Origin of the sequence: Corynebacterium gallinarum (genome assembly GCF_014837045.1) — a bacterium.
Classification (GTDB): Bacteria; Actinomycetota; Actinomycetes; order Mycobacteriales; family Mycobacteriaceae; genus Corynebacterium; species Corynebacterium gallinarum.
In genome coordinates this window covers 123,333-143,456 of record NZ_JACSPR010000005.1, presented here as the reverse complement: position 1 = coordinate 143,456, position 20,124 = coordinate 123,333, and the positions used below count along the sequence as shown (strand labels likewise).

The window sequence follows — 20,124 nt, the reverse complement described above, 5'->3', positions numbered from 1 at the left end:
AGGGCAATAACCAATGATCTTTGAACTTCCAGATACCTCCACCCACGAGATCGCCAAGACACTGTCACGTCTGCGTGAATCCGGCACCCAGGTGACTACGGGTCGTGTGCTCACCCTCATCGTCGTCGCACGTTCCGACAACGATGTCCAGGCCATCACCGAATCCACCAATGAGGCCTCCCGCGAACACCCATCACGTGTGATCGTGCTCGTGGTGGGTTCCCGTGCCGCCGAACCGAAGGTGGATGCCGAGGTGCGCATCGGTGGCGACGCCGGTGCCGCCGAGATGATCATCATGCACCTGTCCGGCCCGGTCGCCGGCAACCTGCAATCGGTGGTCACCCCACTGCTGCTGCCGGACACCCCGATCGTGGTGTGGTGGCCCACCGACGCCCCGGCTAACCCCTCCACCAACGCCATCGGCAAGATCGCCCAGCGTCGTATCACCGATGCCATGCACGGCGGCGGCGAGGCACTCGAGGACCGTGTGGAGAACTACCACCCAGGGGACACCGACATGACCTGGGCCCGCCTCACACAGTGGCGCGGTCTGGTTGCCTCCTCCCTGGACCACCCACCCCACGGTGAGGTGGTTTCGGCGCGGGTGGAGGGACCGTCGACAAGCGTCTCGGTGGATCTGGCGGCCGGATGGCTCGCCGGACGCCTGCAGGTTCCGGTGACCCGGGTGGCCACCAATGAACCGACCGTGCCATGCGATGAGGACGGCACACCGATGCTGGCGGTGCGACGGGTGGAGATCGAACGTACCACCGGCACCGTGATCATCAACATCCAGGATGCGCACACCCTGCGGGTGGAGATCACCGACAGTGACGTCCCACCGGCGCTGGTGGCCATCGGGCGCCGCAGTGAGGCGGACTGTCTGTCCGAGGAACTACGACACATGGATCCCGACATGGGATATCAGCACGCACTCGCGGGCCTGTCCCAGGTCAAGCGGGTCTACGAGGAAAGGTAGGGTTCACAATGGTCGAGGTCATCAGGGTTACGGATACAGAGGACCTGGTCAACCAGGCGGCGGAGCGTTTCGTCGACGTCGCACGGGCAGCCACCGCCCCCGGTGGCGGCATCAACTACGACGGTGTGGCCAGGATCGTGCTCACCGGAGGCACCGCCGGCATCAAACTGCTGGAGAAGGTGGCCGGGATCGGTGCCGACCTGCCGTGGGACAAGATCCGCATCTTCTTCGGCGATGAACGCAATGTCCCGGCGACCCACCCGGAATCCAATGAGGGGCAGGCGCGTGAGGCACTGCTGTCCAGGGTGGACATCCCGGAGGGCAACATCCACGGATATGGGCTCGAGGGCCTGGACGCGGACGCCCTCGCGGAGTCCGCAGCCAACTACGAGCGCGTGATCGACCAGTTCGCGCCACGTGGTTTCGATCTGCACCTGCTGGGCATGGGGTATGAGGGACACATCAACTCCCTGTTCCCCCACACCGATGCGGTGCGCGAGGAGACCCGCCGGGTGATCTCGGTGCTGGATTCCCCCAAACCCCCCGCCGAGCGCGCCACCCTGACACTGCCGGCCGTGCGGTCATCCCAGCGCGTGTGGCTGCTGGTCTCCGGTGCGGAAAAGGCCGAGGCGGCGGCCGCAATCATTGGCGGCGCATCCGCCGAGGACTGGCCGGCCGCCGGAGCCACCGGCGCCCAGGAGACCCTGATGTTCCTCGCCAACGACGCGGCGGGAAACTGACAGTCTGCCCAGGCCTGCTCAGGCCGCCACCGCACCCGCCCCGGCCAGTCTGTCGTGGGCGGCGATGGCGAAATCGGGGCTGAGCAGCGGATTGTCGATCCCCACCGCCAGGCGGGTCGCCAGTTCCCCGTAGGCGGGGGCGAGTTTGAACCCGTGCCCGGAACCACCGGTGAGCACCACCACGTCGCCGACCCGGTCGATGATCGGGGCCTTGGTCGAGGTGTAGGTGTCATAGTGCACGGAATACCGGTTGGGTTCGGGCAGGACACCGGGGAACAGATCATGGACCTTGCGTCCGAAGGCGGAGACGGCCGCGCGTTCCAGGCGGAGGTCGGATTCCTCGATCCGGGGGCAGTTCGGTCCGCCCCACAGATCCAGGCCTGCGATCTTCACGCTGTAACCGTCGACGCAGGGTGCGCCGAAGATGTGGAAACCATCACGGTCGCGGATGAAACACGGCATGCGGTCCGGCATGAAGTCAGCGGGCCGGGTGGGCAGGAACCAGGTGAGCACCAGTTTCCTGACCTCGAGGAGATCCCGGATCTCAGGCACCACCGCGGCGCTCCAGGCACCGGTGGTGACGATGACCTGATCCACCATCATCTCGGTGCCCCCGGCGGTGATGCGCACCCCGGATCCGGTGTCCTCGATGCCGGTGATCTCGGTGTTGTCGTGGACCTCGGCACCGTTGCGCTGTGCCTGTTCGATGGCGCTGATCACCGCCAGTTCCGGACGCAGGGCACCGCCCTGGAGATCCAGCACCCCGGCCTCGTCATCGCGGGTGTTCATCCCGGGATACCGGTCGCGCAGCTGCTGCGCGGTGAGGCGTTCGTGCGGGAGATCATGATCCTGGACGGATGCCAGGAGGGACCGGAAGGCAGGGGTGTCCTCCTTGCCGGTGGACAGCACCCCGAAGTTGTGGATCAGCTGCCGACCCGATGCCGCCCCGAGCTGTAACCACAGCTCCCGGGCGCGACGGAGCAGGGGGACGTACGTGGTGCCCTCGTGGTAGGCCATCCGGAACAGGCGTGACTCACCGGTGTAGGCACCATAACCGTGTCCGATGCCGAATTGTTCAAATCCTATGGCTTCAATGCCCGGCGTTCTGCTGAGATGCCACAACGCCATGGAACCTGTGGAACCGAGTCCCACTACAGCAATTTTTCTATTCATCGATAGTGCCCCCAATGTTCTCATAGTTTCTCTACATGTGAAATACCCCACGGTTTACCCCTTTCACACCAGCGCGGGTTCGTCCCACAGCTCAAGGGTGGTGCCGATGCCCTTGATCAGCGCGTTCTCATACACCTGGGTTGCCCAGGCGACATCCTCCACGGGCATGCCACCGACCGAATAGAGGATGATCTCCTCATTGTTGAGGCGGGCGGGCATGATGCCCTCGCAGATATCGCCCATCTGGCGGACCCTGCCCTGGTCGAGCTTCCCGGCGCGCATGAGGTCGTGCCAGTGGGTGCCGGGGATGCCGAGTAGCTGGTAGGCCCGGTCGCCGTATTCCTCGGCCCAGGCGTCGTAGAGCCCCATGTAGTCGACGACTAGGCGGGCGTCGCCGGTGAGGAAGCGGTCGTCGAAACGCGCAGCCGCTGGCAGGAGCAGGAGCGCGCCGGGGGTGAGCCAGTCCTGGCGGAAATACGGGAAGGCGGAGGAGCCCGCGGCATCCGTGGTAGTCGCGGCAATGACGATGTGCGCCCCGTCGACGGCCTGTTGCACGGTGGGTGCAGCCGTCACTGTGACATGTGGCCAGCGGGCGTGGACCCAGTCGGCGAAGGCAGCTACTCCCCCGGCGCTGCGCCCCTTGACCGTGATGGTGGTGATCCCGCTGCGCAGTGCCATGCAGGCCTCGGTGATGGTGCGTCCCATGACGCCGGGGCCGATGACAGCCAGGGTGGTGGCGTGCTCGACGGCGAGGTGTTTGACGCCCACCCCCGGGACCGCGCCGGTGCGGTAGGCGGAGAGCAGGTTGGCGGACATGATGGCCTTCGGTGCGCCGGTGTCGGTGTCGTTGAGCACGAAGGTGTGGATGGACCTGGGCAGGCCCCGGGTGCGGTTGGCGGCGTTGGAGCCGTACCACTTGACCCCGGTGTTGTTGAAGCGACCGCCCAGGTAGGCGGGCATGGCCATGAAGCGGCGGTCTGGGCCGTCGGCAGGCATGCCGTCGAAGGCGGGGTCGGCGGGGAAAGTGATCATGGCGCCGTGGGAGTTGGCGTTCTGACCGGCCATCCGGTAATCCCCCTGCGCGAGCAGCACGAGGGTCTCCTCCATGACGTCCACGCAGGAGGCGATGTCGGTGACGCCGGCGTTGATCATGTCGGTTTCGTTGAGGAAGAGGAAGTTGATCATCGTGCGTCTTCTTTCTGGTCTGTGTTGCGCTTTGCGACGCCCGCCCGGTCAGCGGGTGCGGTCTCCTCGGGGATGCGGGTTTCCGGGTTGGTGCGGGTGGCCATGCCCGCCGGGGTGAGGCTGTAGGCGGATTCGGCGTGGATGGCGGTGTCGATGCCGGCGTACTCATCCTCGGACGTGATGCGGATCGGGGTGATCCGGTTCATCACGGTGGCGATGAGCCAGGTCATGCCGAAGGCGTAGGCGAGGGTGATGATGATGGCCAGGGGTTCACGCCAGAGCAGGGACACTTCCCCACCGCGCAGCACCCCGGCGAGTCCCGCCGGTGCATCGGGGGAACCCAGGAGCATGACGAACAGTGCTCCGGCCACACCGGCCATGCCGTGGACGGCGAAGACATCGAGGGTGTCGTCGATGCGGTGGGTGCGCTTCCAGGAGATCGCCCAGGCGGCCACGGCGGATCCGAGGAATCCGGTGATGAGGGCGCCGAGTGGGCTGACGGCGTCGGCCGCCGGGGTGATGGCGACGAGGCCTGCGATGATGCCGGTGGCCAGACCCAGCAGGGTGGGGTGACCACCCCGGATGCGTTCAATGAGGATGAAACCGAGCATGCCTCCGCCGGCAGCCATGAGGGTGGTGACGACCACGTAGCTGGCCAGGAAGTTCGCGCCCCCGGCGGTACCGCCGTTGAAACCAAACCAGCCGACCATGATCATCCCGGCGCCGAGCAGCGTCATCGGCAGACTGTGGGGCCGCACCGCCATGCTGTGACGACGTCCGAGCACCAGCGCCAGTGCCAGGCCCGAGGCGCCGGCATTCATGTGGATGGCGGTGCCACCGGCGAAATCATGGAAGCCCAGGGCGGTGATCATCCAGCCACCGCCGAAGACCCAGTGGGCGAGCGGAGCGTAGACGACGGTGAGCCAGATGGCGCCGAAAACCAGCCAGGCACCAAACTTCATGCGGCCGGCAGCCCCCGAGGCCACCAGCGCCAGTGAGATGGCGGCGAAGAGGACGTAGAAGCCAGCCCACATCAGTCCACCGGCTCCGTCATCGGCCATGACATTGTGGAAGCCGAGGTAGTCGAGGGGGTTGCCAATGATGCCGAGGCCACCGAGGGAGTCGCCCATCACGAGGCCATGTCCGTAGGTGACATATACGAGGCAGGTCACCGCGAGCGCACCCATGACCATCATGAGGGTGTTGAGCACCTGGTGTCCGCCGAGCATTCCCCCGTAGAGCAGGGCTAACCCGGGGAACATGAGGCTGACCAGTGCGAAAGCTGCGAGTATCCAAGCGAGATCTGAGGGGTCCATTTATCGGCCTTTCAGGGAGGGGTCCGTTCCCGGATGCAATTTTTTCTATTGCATGACAGGTAATTTAGCGCAGCAGTTTCTATCGGTCAATAGGTTAAAACCGACATGTAACGGACATCACCCGGAGAACGCAAAAAAGGCCTGCCCCGAAGGGCAGGCCTTGAAAGAGAATCAGGTGTTAGGAGTACGCCTGGATGAGGTTGAGCGCGACAATACAGATCAGCCAGATGACCGCGGTCAGGATGGTGACGCGGTCCAGGTTCTTCTCCACCACCGTGGAACCGGAGAGGTTGGACTGCACGCCACCGCCGAAGAGGCTGGAGAGACCGCCGCCCTTACCCTTGTGCAGCAGGACGAAGACCGTCATGAGCACGCTGGCGAGAACGAGGACGATTTGAAGCGTCAGTGCCATGTGGGGAGAATCCTTTGCCGTTAAGTTGTCTATCCGTCACGCCCGGGACAACCCGGGCAACTTTAGACAGTATACACAGGGCTCGCCGTCACGGGGCGTCTCCGCCCTAGCCCGAGTTGCGCAGGGCCGTGGACAATCCATTCATGGTCAGACGGATATTACGTGGGACAGCCGTGCTCTCATCTCCCGAACGGTACCGGCGCATCATCTCCACCTGGATGACATTGAGTGGCAGCAGGTAGGGGAACCTGCTGCGCACCGATCGTGCCAGCGCCGGGTTGTCATCGAGCAGATCCTGGGAACCGGTGATGGTGCAGAACATCTCCTTTGTCAGGAAATACTCCCCGAAGATGGTTTCATAGATCCGGTTGGCCACCTCGCGATCCGGAATGAGATCGGCATACAACCTGGCCAGGCGCAGTTCTGCCTTGCTCATCACCTGGGCCATGTTGTCCAGCACCGAGGTGAAAAACGGCCAGCACCGGTTGAGTTCCTGCAGCTCCGCGATCCGTTCCGCAGCGCCCTCCCCCTCACCGATCCACTCACGCAGCGCGGTGCCCACACCGAACCAGCCCGGCAGCATGACACGGGACTGCGACCAGCTGAGCACCCACGGGATGGCCCGCAGATCCTCCACCGTGTTGGTCTGTTTACGCGAGGAGGGCCGGGAACCGATGTTGAGGGATCCGATCTCCTGCAGGGGGGTGGACTGGGTGAAGTACTGGATGAACCCGGGATCCTCATGGACCAGCGAGGAGTACTTGCGGAAGCTCAACTCCGAGATCTCCCCCATGATCTGGTGCGCCCGTTCGCGGTTGGGCAGCTCCACATCATCCAGGAGGGATGCCTCCAGCGTCGCGGAAACCAGCGCCTCGAGATTGCGGCGCGCCGTATCCGGGTTGCCGTACTTCGCGGAGATGATCTCGCCCTGTTCAGTCACCCGCACCGCACCCCGGACCGCGCCCTTGGGCTGGGCCAGGATCGCGTCATAGGAGGGACCGCCGCCACGACCCACCGTGCCGCCACGTCCGTGGAAGAGGCGGAGCTTGACCTTACGGCCACGGCATAGTTCGACCAGGCGTAGTTCTGCGTCGTAAAGCGCCCAGTTCGCGGCGAAGTACCCGCCGTCCTTGTTGGAGTCGGAATACCCCAGCATGACCTCCTGGACATTGTCCCGTTGCTCGAGGTAATTGCGGTAGAGGTCGATATCCCACAATTCCTGCAGGATGCCGGCGCCGCGCTGGAGGTCGTCGATGGTCTCGAACAGGGGGATCACATCGATGCTGCCCGTCGGGTTCTCCCCGTTGGCCCGGATCAGACCGAACTCCTTGAGCAGGACCATGGGCTCGAGGATGTCCGTGACCGAGGAGGCCATGGAGATGATGCAGTGCGGCACCATGAGGGGACCGAATTTCCGGACCGCCTCCGCCGCCTTGGAGAAGATCCCCAGTTCACGGTTGGTGGCCTCGGAGTAGTCCGGGTCCCCGTGCGGGATGAGCGGGCGGGGTGTGCTCAGTTCCCGGAGCAGCAGGTCCAGCTTCTCCCCCTCCGTCAGCCCGCGGTAGTTCTCCTCGGTCTGGGCGGTGGCGAACAACTCGGTGAGGACATCCTCGAAACCGTCGGAATTCTGGCGCAGGTCCAGGGAGTAGAGGTTGAACCCGAAGCTGTCCAGGGCCGAGCGCACCATGGCCAGGCGATCATCGGCGATGATGTCGTCCCGGGATAACCTCAGGGAGCTGTCCACGATGTCGAGGTCGCGTTTGAACTCGCCGGTATCGGCATAGGGTGTGAAGGCCTTGAACCAGGTGCCCTCGACCGCCTCCTCACCGATCAGGGTGGCGGTGGTGGCCAGCATCCGGCCACGCATGCCGTGGATGGCCCGGCGGTAGGGTTCATCGACCCGGCTGGGTGCGTCATTCTGGCCGGCGTCGGCAAGCACACGCAGCTCATCGCTGATGACATTCATCCGGTCGGAGAGACTGAGCTCGTGTTCCAGGGCGTGCAGCTGCTTGACATAGTACTTGAACACGGTCTCCGCGGCCCGGTGGGTGGCGTAGCTGACGGTGTCCGCGGTGACAAAGGGATTGCCGTCGTGGTCCCCGCCGATCCAGGATCCGGGCCTAACCATGGCCGTGGTGGGGACCTCATCCCCGAAACGGCGGGTCAGTTCCACGGTCACGTCATGATTGATGCGGGGGATCTCGGCGAGCAGGCTCAGCTTGTAATAACGCAGTCCCACCTCGACCTCGTCCTCGATGCGGGGACGCGCCACGCGGATGAGGGCGGTCTGCCACAGGATCGTGATCCGCCGGCGGATGTTGCGCTCAATGCCGTCCAGCTTGGACTGGGTCCGGGCATGCGTGGGCAGGGCCAGGAGCAGGTGGCGTTCCTCCATCAGGGCGGTGATGTGCTTCTGCGCGTCGAACACGGTACGACGCCGGGTTTCCGTCGGGTGCGCGGTGAGGACCGGAGCAACAAGTGCATTGCGGATCACCGCGGCGACCTCCTCGCTGCCCACCCCGGCGTCATCGAGCTTGGCCCAGGTGGCTTCGAGTGTACTGTCCGGCGCGGGTTCACCTGAGTTCAGCGCCTGTTCCCGCTGGGCGGCATCATGGAGATCCTCGGCGAGGTTGGCCAGCAGGGCGAAGTGGGTGAAGGCGCGGGCCACGGGTGTGGCGTCCTCGGGGTCGATACCTGCAAACACCTCCACGAGACTGTCCATCTCCGTGCGCCCCTTGGCGATGTCGAAGGAGGTCCGGCGGGCCCGCTCAACCAGTTCGAAGACGTGGTGGCCCTCCTGTTCGGAGATCACCTCGCCCAGGATGCGGCCGAGATAACGGATATCGTCGCGGAGAAGTTCATTCACGGTTGTGTTCAGCTCCTGTAGAAGTAGAAACCGCCCGCCGGATTCTCCTGACGTAGGTGGATCTCGGCGGGCGGGATTGTCTGTTTCCGGTGCTTAGACGGCGTTCGCCGCATTCGCAGCGAGTTTGGCGAAAGCCTCACCATCCAGGGAGGCGCCACCGACGAGGCCACCGTCCACATCGGGCTGGGTGACGATCTCGGCGATGGTCTCAGCCTTCACGGACCCACCGTAGAGGATGCGCATTCCGGCGGCGACGTCCTCACCGGCGAGCTCGGAGACCAGGCCACGGATAGCCTTGCAGACCTCCTGGGCGTCGGCTGCAGAGGCGACCTTGCCGGTTCCGATGGCCCAGACAGGCTCATAGGCGATGACCGTGTTGGCCAGCTCATCGGCGCTGAGGCCCGCCAGGGAGGCGCGGGTCTGCTCGACCACGTAGTCCACATGGGTTCCCGCCTCGCGGATCTCCAGTGGCTCGCCGACACAGACGATCGGGCTGATGCCCTTGCCCAGGGCAGCCTTGGCCTTCGCAGCCACAAGCTCGTCGGTCTCGTTGTGGTATTCGCGCCGCTCGGAGTGGCCGACGACAACCCAGGAGCAGTTCAGCTTCGCCAGCATGGAGGCGGAAACCTCGCCGGTGTAGGCACCGGACTCGTGCGGGGAGACATCCTGCGCACCGTAGGTGATCTGCAGCTTGTCACCCTCCACCAGGGTCTGGACGGATCGCAGATCGGTGAAGGGGACGGTCACCGCAACATCGACCTTCTCGTAGTAGTCCTTGTGCAGGGCGAATGCGAGCTTCTGGACCGTTCCGATGGCCTGCTGGTGATCCAGGTTCATCTTCCAGTTACCGGCGATGAGTGGTTTACGTGCCATGGGTGACACACCTTCCTTCTAGGGGAGAAAACGTGAGCGGATGGGTGGGGTTAGTCCTTGAGGATGGCCACGCCCGGCAGTTCCTTGCCCTCGAGGAATTCGAGGGAGGCACCGCCACCGGTGGAGATGTGGGAGAAGCCCTCCTCATCCAGGCCGAGCACACGAACGGATGCTGCGGAGTCACCGCCGCCGACAACGGAGAATGCCCCGTTGTTGGCGGTGGCGTCGATGATGGCCTGGGCGATGCCACGGGTGCCGTCGGAGAATGCCTCGAACTCGAACACACCCATGGGGCCGTTCCAGAAGATGGTCTTGGAGGAACCGAGCACCTCGGCGAACTTCTCAACGGACTTCGGTCCGATGTCCAGGGAGAGCCACCCCTCCGGTGCGGAATCCAGGTCGGTGACCTTCTTCTCGGCGTCCTTGGCGAACTCGGAAGCCCAGGTGAGATCGACGGGGAGGACGATCTTGTCGCCGAAACGCTCCAGGAGATCCTTGCAGGTGTCGATCATCTCGTCCTGCAGCATGGACTTCTGGACGTCGTGTCCCTGCGCCTTGAGGAAGGTGTAACACATGCCGCCACCGATGATGATGGAGTCGGCCTTGGAGGCCAGCGCCTCAATGACACCGATCTTGTCGGAGACCTTGGAGCCACCGAGCACGACGGTGTACGGTGCCTCGGGGTTCTCGGCGATCTTCTCCAGAACGGAGATCTCATTCTCCACCAGTCCGCCGGCGTAGTGTGGCAGGCGCTTGGCGATGTCGTAGACCGAGGTCTGTGCACGGTGGACCACGCCGAAGCCATCGGAGACGAAGGCACCGTTGTCGGCCGCCAGGGCTGCGAGTTCGTCGGCGAAGGCGCCACGCTCGGCCTCATCCTTAGAGGTCTCGCGTGGATCGAAACGGACGTTCTCCAGCAGGAGGATGTCGCCCTCGGTCAGGCCGTTGGCACGCTCGTGGGCATCCTCGCCGACAACATCTGCTGCCAGTGCCACGTACTGACCGAGCTCGTCGGACAGCGCCTCAGCCACCGGGGCGAGGGAGTACTTCTCATTGACCTCACCCTTGGGGCGGCCGAGGTGGGCCATGACGATGACCTTGGCGCCGGCTTCGGTGAGTGCCTTCAGGGTGGGCAGGGAGGCGATGATGCGGCCCTTGTCGGTGATTTCACGATCATCGTTGAGGGGGACGTTGAAGTCCGAACGAACGATGACGTGACGTCCGTCGACGCCTTCGTCGAGCAGATCCTTGAGGGTCTTTACAGCCATGCCGTACTCCTTGGGTTTGTTGGGTGAAGTTTAGTGGGGTGGACTGCGTCTCGTGCCCGCGCAGTCGCATCTAGATTGTAGTGAAGCCGACACGGAAAATGACCCGGGGTGTGCCGAGGCACACCCCGGGTCAGAGGGTCAGCCGCAGGACCGGGCCCTGGGTTCAGGCCGAGCGAACTGTGGCTTCAAGGATCTGGACTAGATCTTGGAGGCAACCAGCTCGGTCAGACGCAGCAGCTGGCAGGTGTAGCCCCACTCGTTGTCGTACCAGGAGACCACCTTGACGGTGTTGCCGGAGACCTTGGTCAGGCCGGCATCGAAGATGGAACCGTGGGGGTCGGTGACGATGTCGGTGGAGACGATCGGCTCCTCGGTGTAGGCCAGGGTGTCAGCCAGCTCGCCGGTGGCGGCTTCCTTGATGGCTGCGTTGACGGCCTCGACGGTGACCTCGGAGTTGGTGGTGAAGGTCAGGTCGGTGGCGGAACCGGTGATGACCGGGACGCGGAGTGCGTAGCCGTCGAGCTTGCCCTTGAGCTCAGGCAGGACCAAGGCGACAGCCTTGGCTGCACCGGTGGAGGTCGGGACGATGTTGACCGCTGCGGCACGGGCACGACGCAGATCCTTGTGGGGAGCGTCGTGGAGGCGCTGGTCGCCGGTGTAGGCGTGGATGGTGGTCATCAGGCCGTTCTCGATGCCGAACTTGTCGTTGAGGACCTTGGCCATCGGTGCGAGGCAGTTGGTGGTGCAGGATGCGCCGGAGATGACGTGGTGGTTCTCCGGGTCGTAGTCCTGGTGGTTGACACCGTAGACGAAGGTTGCGTCCTCGTTGGAGGCCGGTGCGGAGATGATGACCTTCTTGGCGCCGGCATCGATGTGAGCCTTGGCTGCCTGGGCATCGGTGAAGAAACCGGTGGACTCGATAACGATATCAACGTTGTGGGCAGCCCAGTCGAGGTTCTTGGGGTCGCGCTCAGCGTAGACGGCGATGCGGTTGCCGCCGACGGTGATGGACTCATCATCGTACTCGACCTCTTCGGAGAGACGTCCGAGGATGGAGTCGAACTTCAGGAGGGTCGACAGGGTCTTGTTGTCAGTCAGGTCGTTGACTGCAACAATCTCGAGGTCGTCGCTGCGCTCGAGTACTGCGCGGTAGAAGTTACGTCCGATGCGGCCAAAACCGTTGATACCAACACGAATCGTCATATTGTTGCTCCTCATGAAATGGTGGGGAAGTTCATTGCTCAAAGATTCAAACTCACCGGTGGTACAAGCACCGGCCATCAGGTTCACTCGTGGAAACTTGAGACTCACCTAACATCTGAATCTACCGATATTGGCTTCGTTGCCCAGTCTGTGGCGTGTTAACCTATCCCCGATTTTAACGCCATCCGGCAGATCCTGCAGGACTTTTCCCTAGGAACGGGCATAATCAGAAATCCAGGCCCGCCCGATCAGGGGTGGCATCCCACGTTTCCTGCGATGCGGGTGATCATTCGTGAAACATCCACCTGCCAGCCAGCGAACTTCACCCCCACACAGGGCTAGCAATGGTCAGACCATAGGGGTGGGAAGTCCAGGCCACACGATTCCCGGCTCGTGATATAAATCACCTTTTATCATGAAACTAATCCCCTCCCTCGGCCACCGGATGTCGTTTCACCGGGGGAGGAAACGGAATCTACAACTCGTCGAGAAGCTCTTCGGTCACCGCAACCGTGGTGTCGGGGATGCCGAGGTCCCGGGCGCGTTTGTCCGCCGTCGTCAGCAGTCGACGGATACGGCCGGCCACCGCGTCCTTGGTCATCTGGGGGTCGGCGAGACGGCCGAGCTCCTCCAGCGAGGCCTGACGGTGCTGAACCCGGAGTTGCCCGGCTTCCGCGAGGTGCTCAGGCACATCATCGCCCAGGATCTTCATCGCCCGCTCCACCCGGGCAGCCGCTGCCACCGCCGCGCGCGCCGACCTCCGGAGATTGGCATCATCGAAGTTGGCCAGACGGTTAGCGGGGGTCCGCACCTCCCGTGAGAGGCGCTTCTCCTCCCAGACGATCCGCGACTTCTGGGCACCGATCCGCGTAAGCAGCGCGCCGATGGCCTCCGCATCCCGGACCACCACCCGCTCGGACCCGCGGGAATCCTTCGTCTTCGCGGTGACCCCGATTCTGCGCGCACACCCCACCAGGGCGAGGGCCGCCTCCTGACACGGGCACACCACCTCCAGCGCGGAAGACCTTCCCGGGTCGGTGAGCGAACCCCCCGCTAGGAATGCCCCGCGCCACGCGGCCTCCGCATCACTGATCGTGCCGGAGACCACCTGGGGTGACAGACCCCGGATGAGGTGCCCCGACCGGGTCACCAATCCGGCCCTGCGGGCCACCTCGTCGGCATTGTGCACGATGCGGACCAGAAATTTCGGGGTTTTCCGGGCCCCGCCCGGGGTGACCGTGTGCACCTGGACCTCGGTGTCATACAGCTGGCTGATGAAATCCTGGAGCCGTCGTGCGACCGCCATGCTGTCCAGATTGACCTCTATGACCAGCCGGCCCGTGATCGACTGCATCTCACCTGCGAAACGCAAAAGTGCGGACACCTCCGCCGCCTTCGCGCTCTGGCGGGTCACCGGGACCCGGGCCAATTCATCCTTGATGTCAGTTGTCAGTGACAAAGTCAACCTTCCTTGAACCACGGCGGGGCGGTGCGTACCGCCTCCCCACGGTTGAAAATTCCTGACCCCTCAGCCTAGTGGACTGGGGTCAGTCCTACCTGCGGGCGGTGATCTCCGCGTACCGTTTCATCAGCGCATCACACAGTTTGGAGGGGTCGTGGACGCTGGTGAACCGTCCGCGGCCATCCTCTGCCCGGACATCCTGGAAACTGACGTCCGCGCCGAGGGTTTTCGCTGTCCGGGCAATGTGATCGCGCTCGGAGGTCAGGGTGACCGTGCCGGAATCGACGATGACGTGATCGACCTTGAGGTTGTTGGCGTGCTGTCGCAGGACATGGATGTGGCGTTCGGCGGAGAAACCGTTGGTTTCACCCGGCTCGGCAGTCAGATTCAGCACCAGGATCTTGACCGCGTCGGTCCTGTCGAGTGCATCAACAACGTCGGGCACGAGGATATGCGGGATCACCGAGGAGAACCAGGAACCGGGGCCGAGGGTGACCAGATCCGCGTCCAGGATGGCCTGCACCGCCTCGGGGTTGGCTTCGGGACGCTCCGGGATCAGACGGACCCGACGCACCTGCCCGGGGGTTGCCGCCACCGCGACCTGACCACGGACCTGACGCATCAGGCGTGGATCCTGATCCAGGCCGGAGACCTCCGCTTCAAGATCCAGTGGTTCCACACAGACCGGCAGGACCCGGCCTGTGGAACCGGCCAGTTCCGCGACCTTGTCCAGGGCGAGCTGTGAAGTGCCGAAGATATCGGTGAGCGCAACAATGAGCAGGTTGCCCAGGGCATGCCCGGCCAGTGCACCGTGCCCACCGAAGCGGTGCTGGAGGAGACCCTCCCACAGCATTCCCTCGTCATCATCGGCGGTGAGCGCGGCCAGCGCCATGCGCAGGTCACCCGGTGGGATCTGTCCCAGCTCGTGGCGGATGCGTCCCGAGGATCCACCATCATCCGCCACCGTCACCACCGCATTGATCTTCTCCGGGGCGCAGTTGCGCACCGCCCGCAGCGTCTGGAAGAGTCCGTGACCACCTCCGAGACTGGTGATGGTGTGCGGGTGGTCCGCCGTGCAGGCGGGGATCGGGTCGAGATCGTCGGAAGTCAAGAGGGAAGCCATTTCAGAGGTGGGATTGGGAATATCGGACAGGAAGGTCATGAGGGTTCCTGCGCCGCCTAGTTGCGGTTGATGTCGCGGTGCACCACGGACACATCCAGGTCGGAGCGTTCGCCCAGTCGGCGGGCCAGTTCCTCGGAGACCGCCACCGAACGGTGGTGGCCACCGGTGCAACCGATGCCCACGGTGATGAAGTTCTTACCCTCATGCCGGTAACCGGGCAGCATGTCATCGAGCATGGCGATGAAGTTGTCGAGGAACTCCCCCGCCCCCTTCTGGCTGAGCACATAATCAGAGACCGGCTTGTCCACACCCCGGAAGGGTCGGAGTTCCGGAACCCAGAACGGGTTGGGGAGGAAACGTGCGTCGATGATGAAATCGGCGTCGCGCGGGGAGCCGTGCTTGAAACCGAAGGACTCGATGGTGACGTGCTGGACACGCTTGGCGATCGTCCGGAAGGACGACTCAATGGCACGCCGCAGGTCATGGACGGACAACTCCGAGGTGTCGATGACCACATCGGCCTCCTCCTTGAGATCCGAGAGCATCTGACGTTCGCGCTCGATGCCCACCTGGAGGGTCTGGCTGCCCTGGAGGGGATGGGTGCGTCGAACATTGTCGAAGCGTCGGATGAGTTCGTCATCGCGGGCATCAAGGAACAACACCGTGGGGGCCAGGTTCTTCTCCCCCAGCTCCGTGATCGTCTCACGCAGACCGCCCCGGAACTCCCGGGAACGCACATCACAGACCACGGCGACCTTGTCCACCGGGGAGTCCTCGCGGGCACACATCTCCACCAGGGGCAGGATCATCTGGGGTGGCAGGTTGTGGGTGACAAACCAACCCAGATCCTCGAGAACCCGGGCTGCGGTGCTGAGACCCGCACCGGACATCCCCGTGATGACGACCGGGGTGAAGGTGGTTTCAGGGGCGGCGAGGGATGAATCGGGGGACGTAACCGGGGAATCAGTTTCAGGCACCGTTGAGCCAGGGGTTTGGTTCATGTCCTACATACTAGTCAGGCCCCGGTCCCCCACACATCATTCCGGCGGGTGCAGGGCCTCGAACACGCTCTGCGCCAGTTTGGGTCCGAAACCCTTCACGCCGGCGATGTCCTCGACGGTCGCCTCCTTCAGGCGCGCCACCGAACCGAAGTGTTTCACCAGCTCCGTCCGGCGTGCCTGACCGAGCCCCCTGATGTCGTCGAGCTCGGAGACCCGCATCCGCTTGGAACGCTGCTGCCGGTGGTAGGTGATGGCAAAGCGGTGTGCCTCGTCGCGGACCTGCTGGAGCAGGAACAGCGCCGGGGAGTTACGTGGCAGGATCACCGGGTCGGGATCACCCGGCAGCCAGATCTCCTCCAGCCGCTTGGCCAGACCCACCAGGGTGACATCGACGATGCCCAACTCATCGAAGACCTCCTGGGCGGCTGCAACCTGGGGGGCACCACCATCCACGATGAACAACTGCGGCGGATAGGCGAAGCGTCTGTTGTCCGTGGACATCTCCTCGACCTTCTCATCGGAGAAGGTGGCATCATCGAGTTCCTCCGGGACGGCGAGTTTGTCGCGGTGGTGGCGCAGGAAACGTCGTCGGGTCACCTCCGCGATGGAGGCGACATCGTTGGAGTGCCCGTCACCGGCCGCCTCCTTGATGCGGTAGCGGCGGTAGTCGGATTTGCGGGGCAGACCGTCCTCGAAGACCACCAGTGAGGCCACCACGTCGGTGCCCTGGATGTGGGAGATGTCGGTGCATTCGATGCGCAGCGGGGCCTGTTCCATATCCAGGGCCTCCTGGATATCCTGCAGTGCCGCCGACCGGGCGGTGAGGTCCCCCACGCGCTTGATCTTGTGCTGTTTCAGCTGCTCACGGGCGTTCCTCTCCACTGTTTCCATGAGGGAACGTTTGTCACCGCGCTGGGGAACACGCAGATCCACACCGGCGCCGCGCAGCCCCTCGAGCACCTTGCGGGTCTGCTCCAGCTCGTGGGGTTCCACCTGGACCAGGATCTCGCGGGGCACCACGGTTGGAGGGGCCTCACGGTACTGGTCCACTCCCCTGCGTTTGACCTGCCGCTCGATCTGTTCGGCATCCTCGGCGGCCTCGGATTCGGCACGCTCCACGGCATCGCCGTAGAACTGCACGAGGAAATGCTGCATGAGGTGTGGCAGCGCGGGATCCGGTCCCTCATCATCAGAGTCGTCGAGAAGGTCCCAGTCGCCGGTCTTCTCCACAACCCAGCCGCGCTGACCACGGATGCGGCCGCCACGGACGTGGAAGATCTGCACGGCGGCCTCCAGCTCGTCGGTGGCGAAGGCGATGATGTCGGCATCGGTTCCGTCGCCAAGCACGACGGCCTGCTTCTCCATCACCTTGTTGATGGCACCGAGATCATCACGCAGGCGCGCCGCCCGCTCGAAGTCGAGTTCCTCCGAGGCTGTCATCATCTCCGCGGTGAGCTCACGGGTGACCTTGTCGGTGTGCCCCGACATGAAGGAACAGAAACCATCGACGATCTCCCGGTGTTCCTCCTCGCTCACCCTGCCCACGCAGGGCGCGGCGCACTTGTCGATATATCCCAGCAGACACGGTCGCCCCAGGTTCTCATGACGGTTGAACACACCCTTCGAGCAGGTGCGCATGGGAAACACGCGGATGAGCAGATCGAGGGTTTCACGCACCGCCCAGGCATGGGAGTACGGCCCGTAGTAGCGCACACCCTTCCGGCGGGGGCCACGGTAGAAGAAGGCACGGGGGAACCGCTCGCCGGTGGATACGGCCAGCATGGGATAGGACTTGTCATCGCGGTACTTGACGTTGAACCGGGGATCGAAACGTTTGATCCAGGTGTATTCGAGCTGGAGGGCCTCCACCTCGCTGCCCACCACGGTCCACTCCACCGAGGATGCGGCGAACACCATCTGCCGGGTGCGCGGGTGCAGTTGGGTGACGTCCTGGAAGTAGTTGGACAGGCGGGCGCGGAGGTTCTTCGCCTTGCCCACGTAGATGACGCGGCGGGCGTCATCGCGGAATTTGTAAACGCCCGGCTCCGTGGGAATGGTCCCGGGCGCCGGGCGGTAGGTGGTCGGATCTGCCATGGGGGGTGTTAGTCCTCCGGCATGTACTTGTTCTCGAGTTCACGGAATTCAGCCACGGCACGCACGACTGACTCACCGTCGCGGGCCTGGAACGCCCACATGGGGACGAACTCGAAATCCGGGAGCTCCAGGCGCGCCACGCGGGCACCCTTGGGGAAGGACATGCCGTAGATGACCGCCCACGGGTAGAAACGGGTGCCGATGAAGTTGCGGACCTCAACACCGTCCTCGTTGGCCCGGACACGGGCACGGGTGAATCCGATGTAGGCCAGGACGGAGAGCAGTATGCCGATGCCGGGGAAGGCGAGGGTGTCGATGAAGGACACGGCGGCACCGGTGAAGTCAACGTCCACGACGGCACCCATGAAGATGTGCACGGCCATGACCACGACGACGATGATCCAGGCCAGTTGCTTCATGGTCTTGGAGGTGACCACCAGACGCCACGGCTTATCGGTGGTGGTTCCGGCGTAGGCGGCGGTGTAGATCTGCATCTCTTCGTCGCTGAGCCGGGTCGTCTGCCCACTGACGGCCTGAGGGGTGGTCTCATCCACGTTGTTTCGGTCCTCCGTTGCGCCGTCAGGAGCGTTGGTCGTCACTTTGTCACAAATCCTTCATTCAGTTCCTGCGTGGGTTTCTGGAAGACAGTCTAACCCCTGTCGGCACGAATCCGGGAAAGCACCAGCGCGGTATCGAGTGCGGCCACCATGGCCTCGGCACCCTTGTCCTCCACGGCGCCCTCCCCACCGGAGCGTTCGATCGCCTGCTCCTCGGTGTTGGTGGTCAGCACACCGTTGCCGATCGGGGTGGAGGTGTCCAGCGCAATGCGGGTCAGGCCCTCGGTGACGGAGTCACACACGTAGTCGAAGTGCGGGGTGCCACCGCGGATGACGCATCCCAGCGCCACCACCGCATCATGGGTGTGGGCGAGTTCCTGAACCACCACGGGTAGCTCCAGGGCCCCGACCACGCGGTATTCGCTGACCTCTGCACCGGCGTCACGGCCGGCGGTGACGGCGTGGTCGTGCAGGCGGTCGCAGATCTCCGCGTTCCAGCGGGCGGTCACCACGGCGACGCGGAGTCCCGTGGCATCGGGCAGGGTGATCTCGGGCAGTCCTTCTTTGGCCATGCTGGGCTCCTAAGTCGTCTCGTCGGTGTCACCGTGGGCCGCGTCCCACTCATCGATCGCGGGCAGGATGTGCCCCATGCGGTCGCGCTTGGTGCGCAGGTAACGGATGTTGTCCTCGTGGACCTGAACCGGGATGGGGGTCCGGCCGGCGATGGAGATGCCGTGGCCCTCCAGTCCCATGCGTTTGGTGGGGTTGTTGCTCATCAGGTTGATGGACCGCACGCCCAGGTCGTAGAGGATCTGTGCGCCGGTGCCGAATTCGCGGGCATCCGCGGGCAGTCCGAGGGCGAGGTTGGCGTCGACGGTGTCGGCGCCCTCGTCCTGGAGCTGGTAGGCACGCAGTTTGGACAGCAGGCCGATGCCGCGGCCCTCATGTCCGCGCATGTAGACCACAACGCCGCGACCGGCCTCGTGGATCATGCGCAGGGATTCGTTGAGCTGCTGTCCGCAGTCACAGCGGCGGGAGCCGAAGACATCACCGGTGAGGCATTCGGAGTGCACCCGGACCAGGACGTTCTCCCCACCGTCGGAGGAGGGATCACCCTCGACAATGGCCATGAGTTCGGTGCCGTCGACCTTGGAGCGGTAGCCCACCGCGGTGAACTCCCCGATCTCGGTGGGGAGTTTTGTCTCCACGACGCGCTCGACGAGGATCTCGTTCTTGCGTCGCCAGGCGATGAGCTGCTCGATGGAGATCAGCTTGAGACCGTGGGTGTCACAGAACCGGCGCAGCTCCGGGAGCCTGGCCATGCCGGTGGGGTCCTCCTCACTGACCACCTCACAGATCACGCCGGCGGGGCGCAGACCCGCGGCCCGGGCCAGGTCCACGGCGGCTTCGGTGTGCCCGGCGCGGACCAGGACACCACCCTCCCGGGCACGCAGTGGCACCACGTGTCCGGGCCGGGTGAAGTCGGTGCGGTCGGAGGTGGGGTCGGCGAGCAGTCGGATGGTGTGCGCACGGTCGGTTGCCGAGATACCGGTGGATCCGGTGTTGGCATCCACGGTCACGGTGTAGGCGGTGCCGCGGGCATCCTGGTTGTGTGCGGTCATCGGCGGCAGATCCAGACGGTCTGCGTCCTCTGAGGTCATCGGTGTGCAGATATAACCGGAGGAGTAGCGGACCATGAAGGCCACCAGCTCCGGGGTGGCGAGTTCCGCGGCGAAGATGATGTCGCCTTCGTTCTCCCGGTTCTCATCATCGACGACAACCACGGCCCTGCCGGCGGCGATTTCTGCGATGGCTTCTTCAACTGTGTCCAGTTGGCTGTTCTGTGCGGCGTTCTCAGTCACAGTCATCAAC

General features: G+C 64.2%; 17 protein-coding genes. 2 read left to right on the top strand and 15 right to left on the bottom strand.

Going from position 1 to position 20,124, the window contains the following annotated elements; all coding sequences use genetic code 11:
- Nucleotides 1-13: 13 nt before the first annotated feature.
- Entirely contained in the window at nucleotides 14-979 is a 966-nt protein-coding gene (locus tag H9627_RS08575) for a glucose-6-phosphate dehydrogenase assembly protein OpcA (RefSeq protein WP_191733593.1), read from the top strand.
- An 8-nt stretch (nucleotides 980-987) separates the two neighbouring features.
- Entirely contained in the window at nucleotides 988-1,719 is a 732-nt protein-coding gene (gene pgl, locus H9627_RS08570) for a 6-phosphogluconolactonase (protein ID WP_191733592.1), read from the top strand.
- A gap of 18 nt (nucleotides 1,720-1,737) precedes the next feature.
- Here pgl and solA read toward each other — a convergent pair whose 3' ends face one another.
- The 15 genes from solA to H9627_RS08495 form a co-directional block, all read right to left on the bottom strand.
- Nucleotides 1,738-2,892, bottom strand: coding sequence for an N-methyl-L-tryptophan oxidase (solA, locus tag H9627_RS08565; protein WP_191733591.1), 1,155 nt, complete (start codon nucleotides 2,890-2,892; stop codon nucleotides 1,738-1,740).
- Between the two features lie 63 nt (nucleotides 2,893-2,955).
- Nucleotides 2,956-4,077: a tyramine oxidase subunit B gene (locus H9627_RS08560; RefSeq protein WP_191733590.1), complete on the bottom strand. Its 1,122-nt coding sequence runs from the start codon at nucleotides 4,075-4,077 to the stop codon at nucleotides 2,956-2,958.
- Nucleotides 4,074-5,393: an ammonium transporter gene (locus tag H9627_RS08555; protein ID WP_191733589.1), complete on the bottom strand. Its 1,320-nt coding sequence runs from the start codon at nucleotides 5,391-5,393 to the stop codon at nucleotides 4,074-4,076. Before H9627_RS08555 ends, H9627_RS08560 begins: the two co-directional genes overlap by 4 nt.
- 178 nt (nucleotides 5,394-5,571) lie before the next feature.
- The gene (secG, locus tag H9627_RS08550) at nucleotides 5,572-5,805 is read right to left on the bottom strand and encodes a preprotein translocase subunit SecG (RefSeq protein ID WP_006767703.1); all 234 of its coding nucleotides are present in this window, start codon (nucleotides 5,803-5,805) and stop codon (nucleotides 5,572-5,574) included.
- A 106-nt stretch (nucleotides 5,806-5,911) separates the two neighbouring features.
- Nucleotides 5,912-8,671 carry a phosphoenolpyruvate carboxylase gene (ppc, locus tag H9627_RS08545; RefSeq protein ID WP_191733588.1) on the bottom strand — a complete coding sequence of 920 codons (2,760 nt, stop codon included), beginning with the start codon at nucleotides 8,669-8,671 and terminating at the stop codon, nucleotides 5,912-5,914.
- A gap of 93 nt (nucleotides 8,672-8,764) precedes the next feature.
- Nucleotides 8,765-9,544, bottom strand: a complete 780-nt coding sequence (tpiA, locus tag H9627_RS08540) for a triose-phosphate isomerase (protein WP_191733587.1) — start codon at nucleotides 9,542-9,544, stop codon at nucleotides 8,765-8,767.
- A 50-nt stretch (nucleotides 9,545-9,594) separates the two neighbouring features.
- Nucleotides 9,595-10,812 carry a phosphoglycerate kinase gene (gene pgk / locus H9627_RS08535; protein ID WP_191733586.1) on the bottom strand — a complete coding sequence of 406 codons (1,218 nt, stop codon included), beginning with the start codon at nucleotides 10,810-10,812 and terminating at the stop codon, nucleotides 9,595-9,597.
- A gap of 198 nt (nucleotides 10,813-11,010) precedes the next feature.
- A complete protein-coding gene (gene gap / locus H9627_RS08530; RefSeq protein WP_191733585.1) occupies nucleotides 11,011-12,015 on the bottom strand; it encodes a type I glyceraldehyde-3-phosphate dehydrogenase in 1,005 nt (334 codons plus the stop codon).
- Nucleotides 12,016-12,490: 475 nt separating this feature from the next.
- Nucleotides 12,491-13,474, bottom strand: a complete 984-nt coding sequence (gene whiA, locus H9627_RS08525) for a DNA-binding protein WhiA (protein WP_191733584.1) — start codon at nucleotides 13,472-13,474, stop codon at nucleotides 12,491-12,493.
- A 94-nt stretch (nucleotides 13,475-13,568) separates the two neighbouring features.
- Nucleotides 13,569-14,639: a gluconeogenesis factor YvcK family protein gene (locus H9627_RS08520; protein WP_225213655.1), complete on the bottom strand. Its 1,071-nt coding sequence runs from the start codon at nucleotides 14,637-14,639 to the stop codon at nucleotides 13,569-13,571.
- 17 nt (nucleotides 14,640-14,656) lie between these two features.
- Complete coding sequence (gene rapZ, locus H9627_RS08515; protein ID WP_263599141.1) at nucleotides 14,657-15,601, bottom strand: RNase adapter RapZ; 945 nt, start codon at nucleotides 15,599-15,601, stop codon at nucleotides 14,657-14,659.
- A 36-nt stretch (nucleotides 15,602-15,637) separates the two neighbouring features.
- Nucleotides 15,638-17,695: an excinuclease ABC subunit UvrC gene (gene uvrC, locus H9627_RS08510; protein ID WP_191733583.1), complete on the bottom strand. Its 2,058-nt coding sequence runs from the start codon at nucleotides 17,693-17,695 to the stop codon at nucleotides 15,638-15,640.
- Between the two features lie 8 nt (nucleotides 17,696-17,703).
- On the bottom strand, nucleotides 17,704-18,294 hold the full coding sequence (locus tag H9627_RS08505) for a PH domain-containing protein (RefSeq protein WP_191733582.1): 591 nt from the start codon (nucleotides 18,292-18,294) through the stop codon (nucleotides 17,704-17,706).
- 50 nt (nucleotides 18,295-18,344) lie between these two features.
- Entirely contained in the window at nucleotides 18,345-18,824 is a 480-nt protein-coding gene (ribH, locus tag H9627_RS08500; RefSeq protein WP_191733581.1) for a 6,7-dimethyl-8-ribityllumazine synthase, read from the bottom strand.
- 9 nt (nucleotides 18,825-18,833) lie between these two features.
- Nucleotides 18,834-20,120: a bifunctional 3,4-dihydroxy-2-butanone-4-phosphate synthase/GTP cyclohydrolase II gene (locus tag H9627_RS08495; RefSeq protein ID WP_225213654.1), complete on the bottom strand. Its 1,287-nt coding sequence runs from the start codon at nucleotides 20,118-20,120 to the stop codon at nucleotides 18,834-18,836.
- Nucleotides 20,121-20,124: the final 4 nt, after the last annotated feature.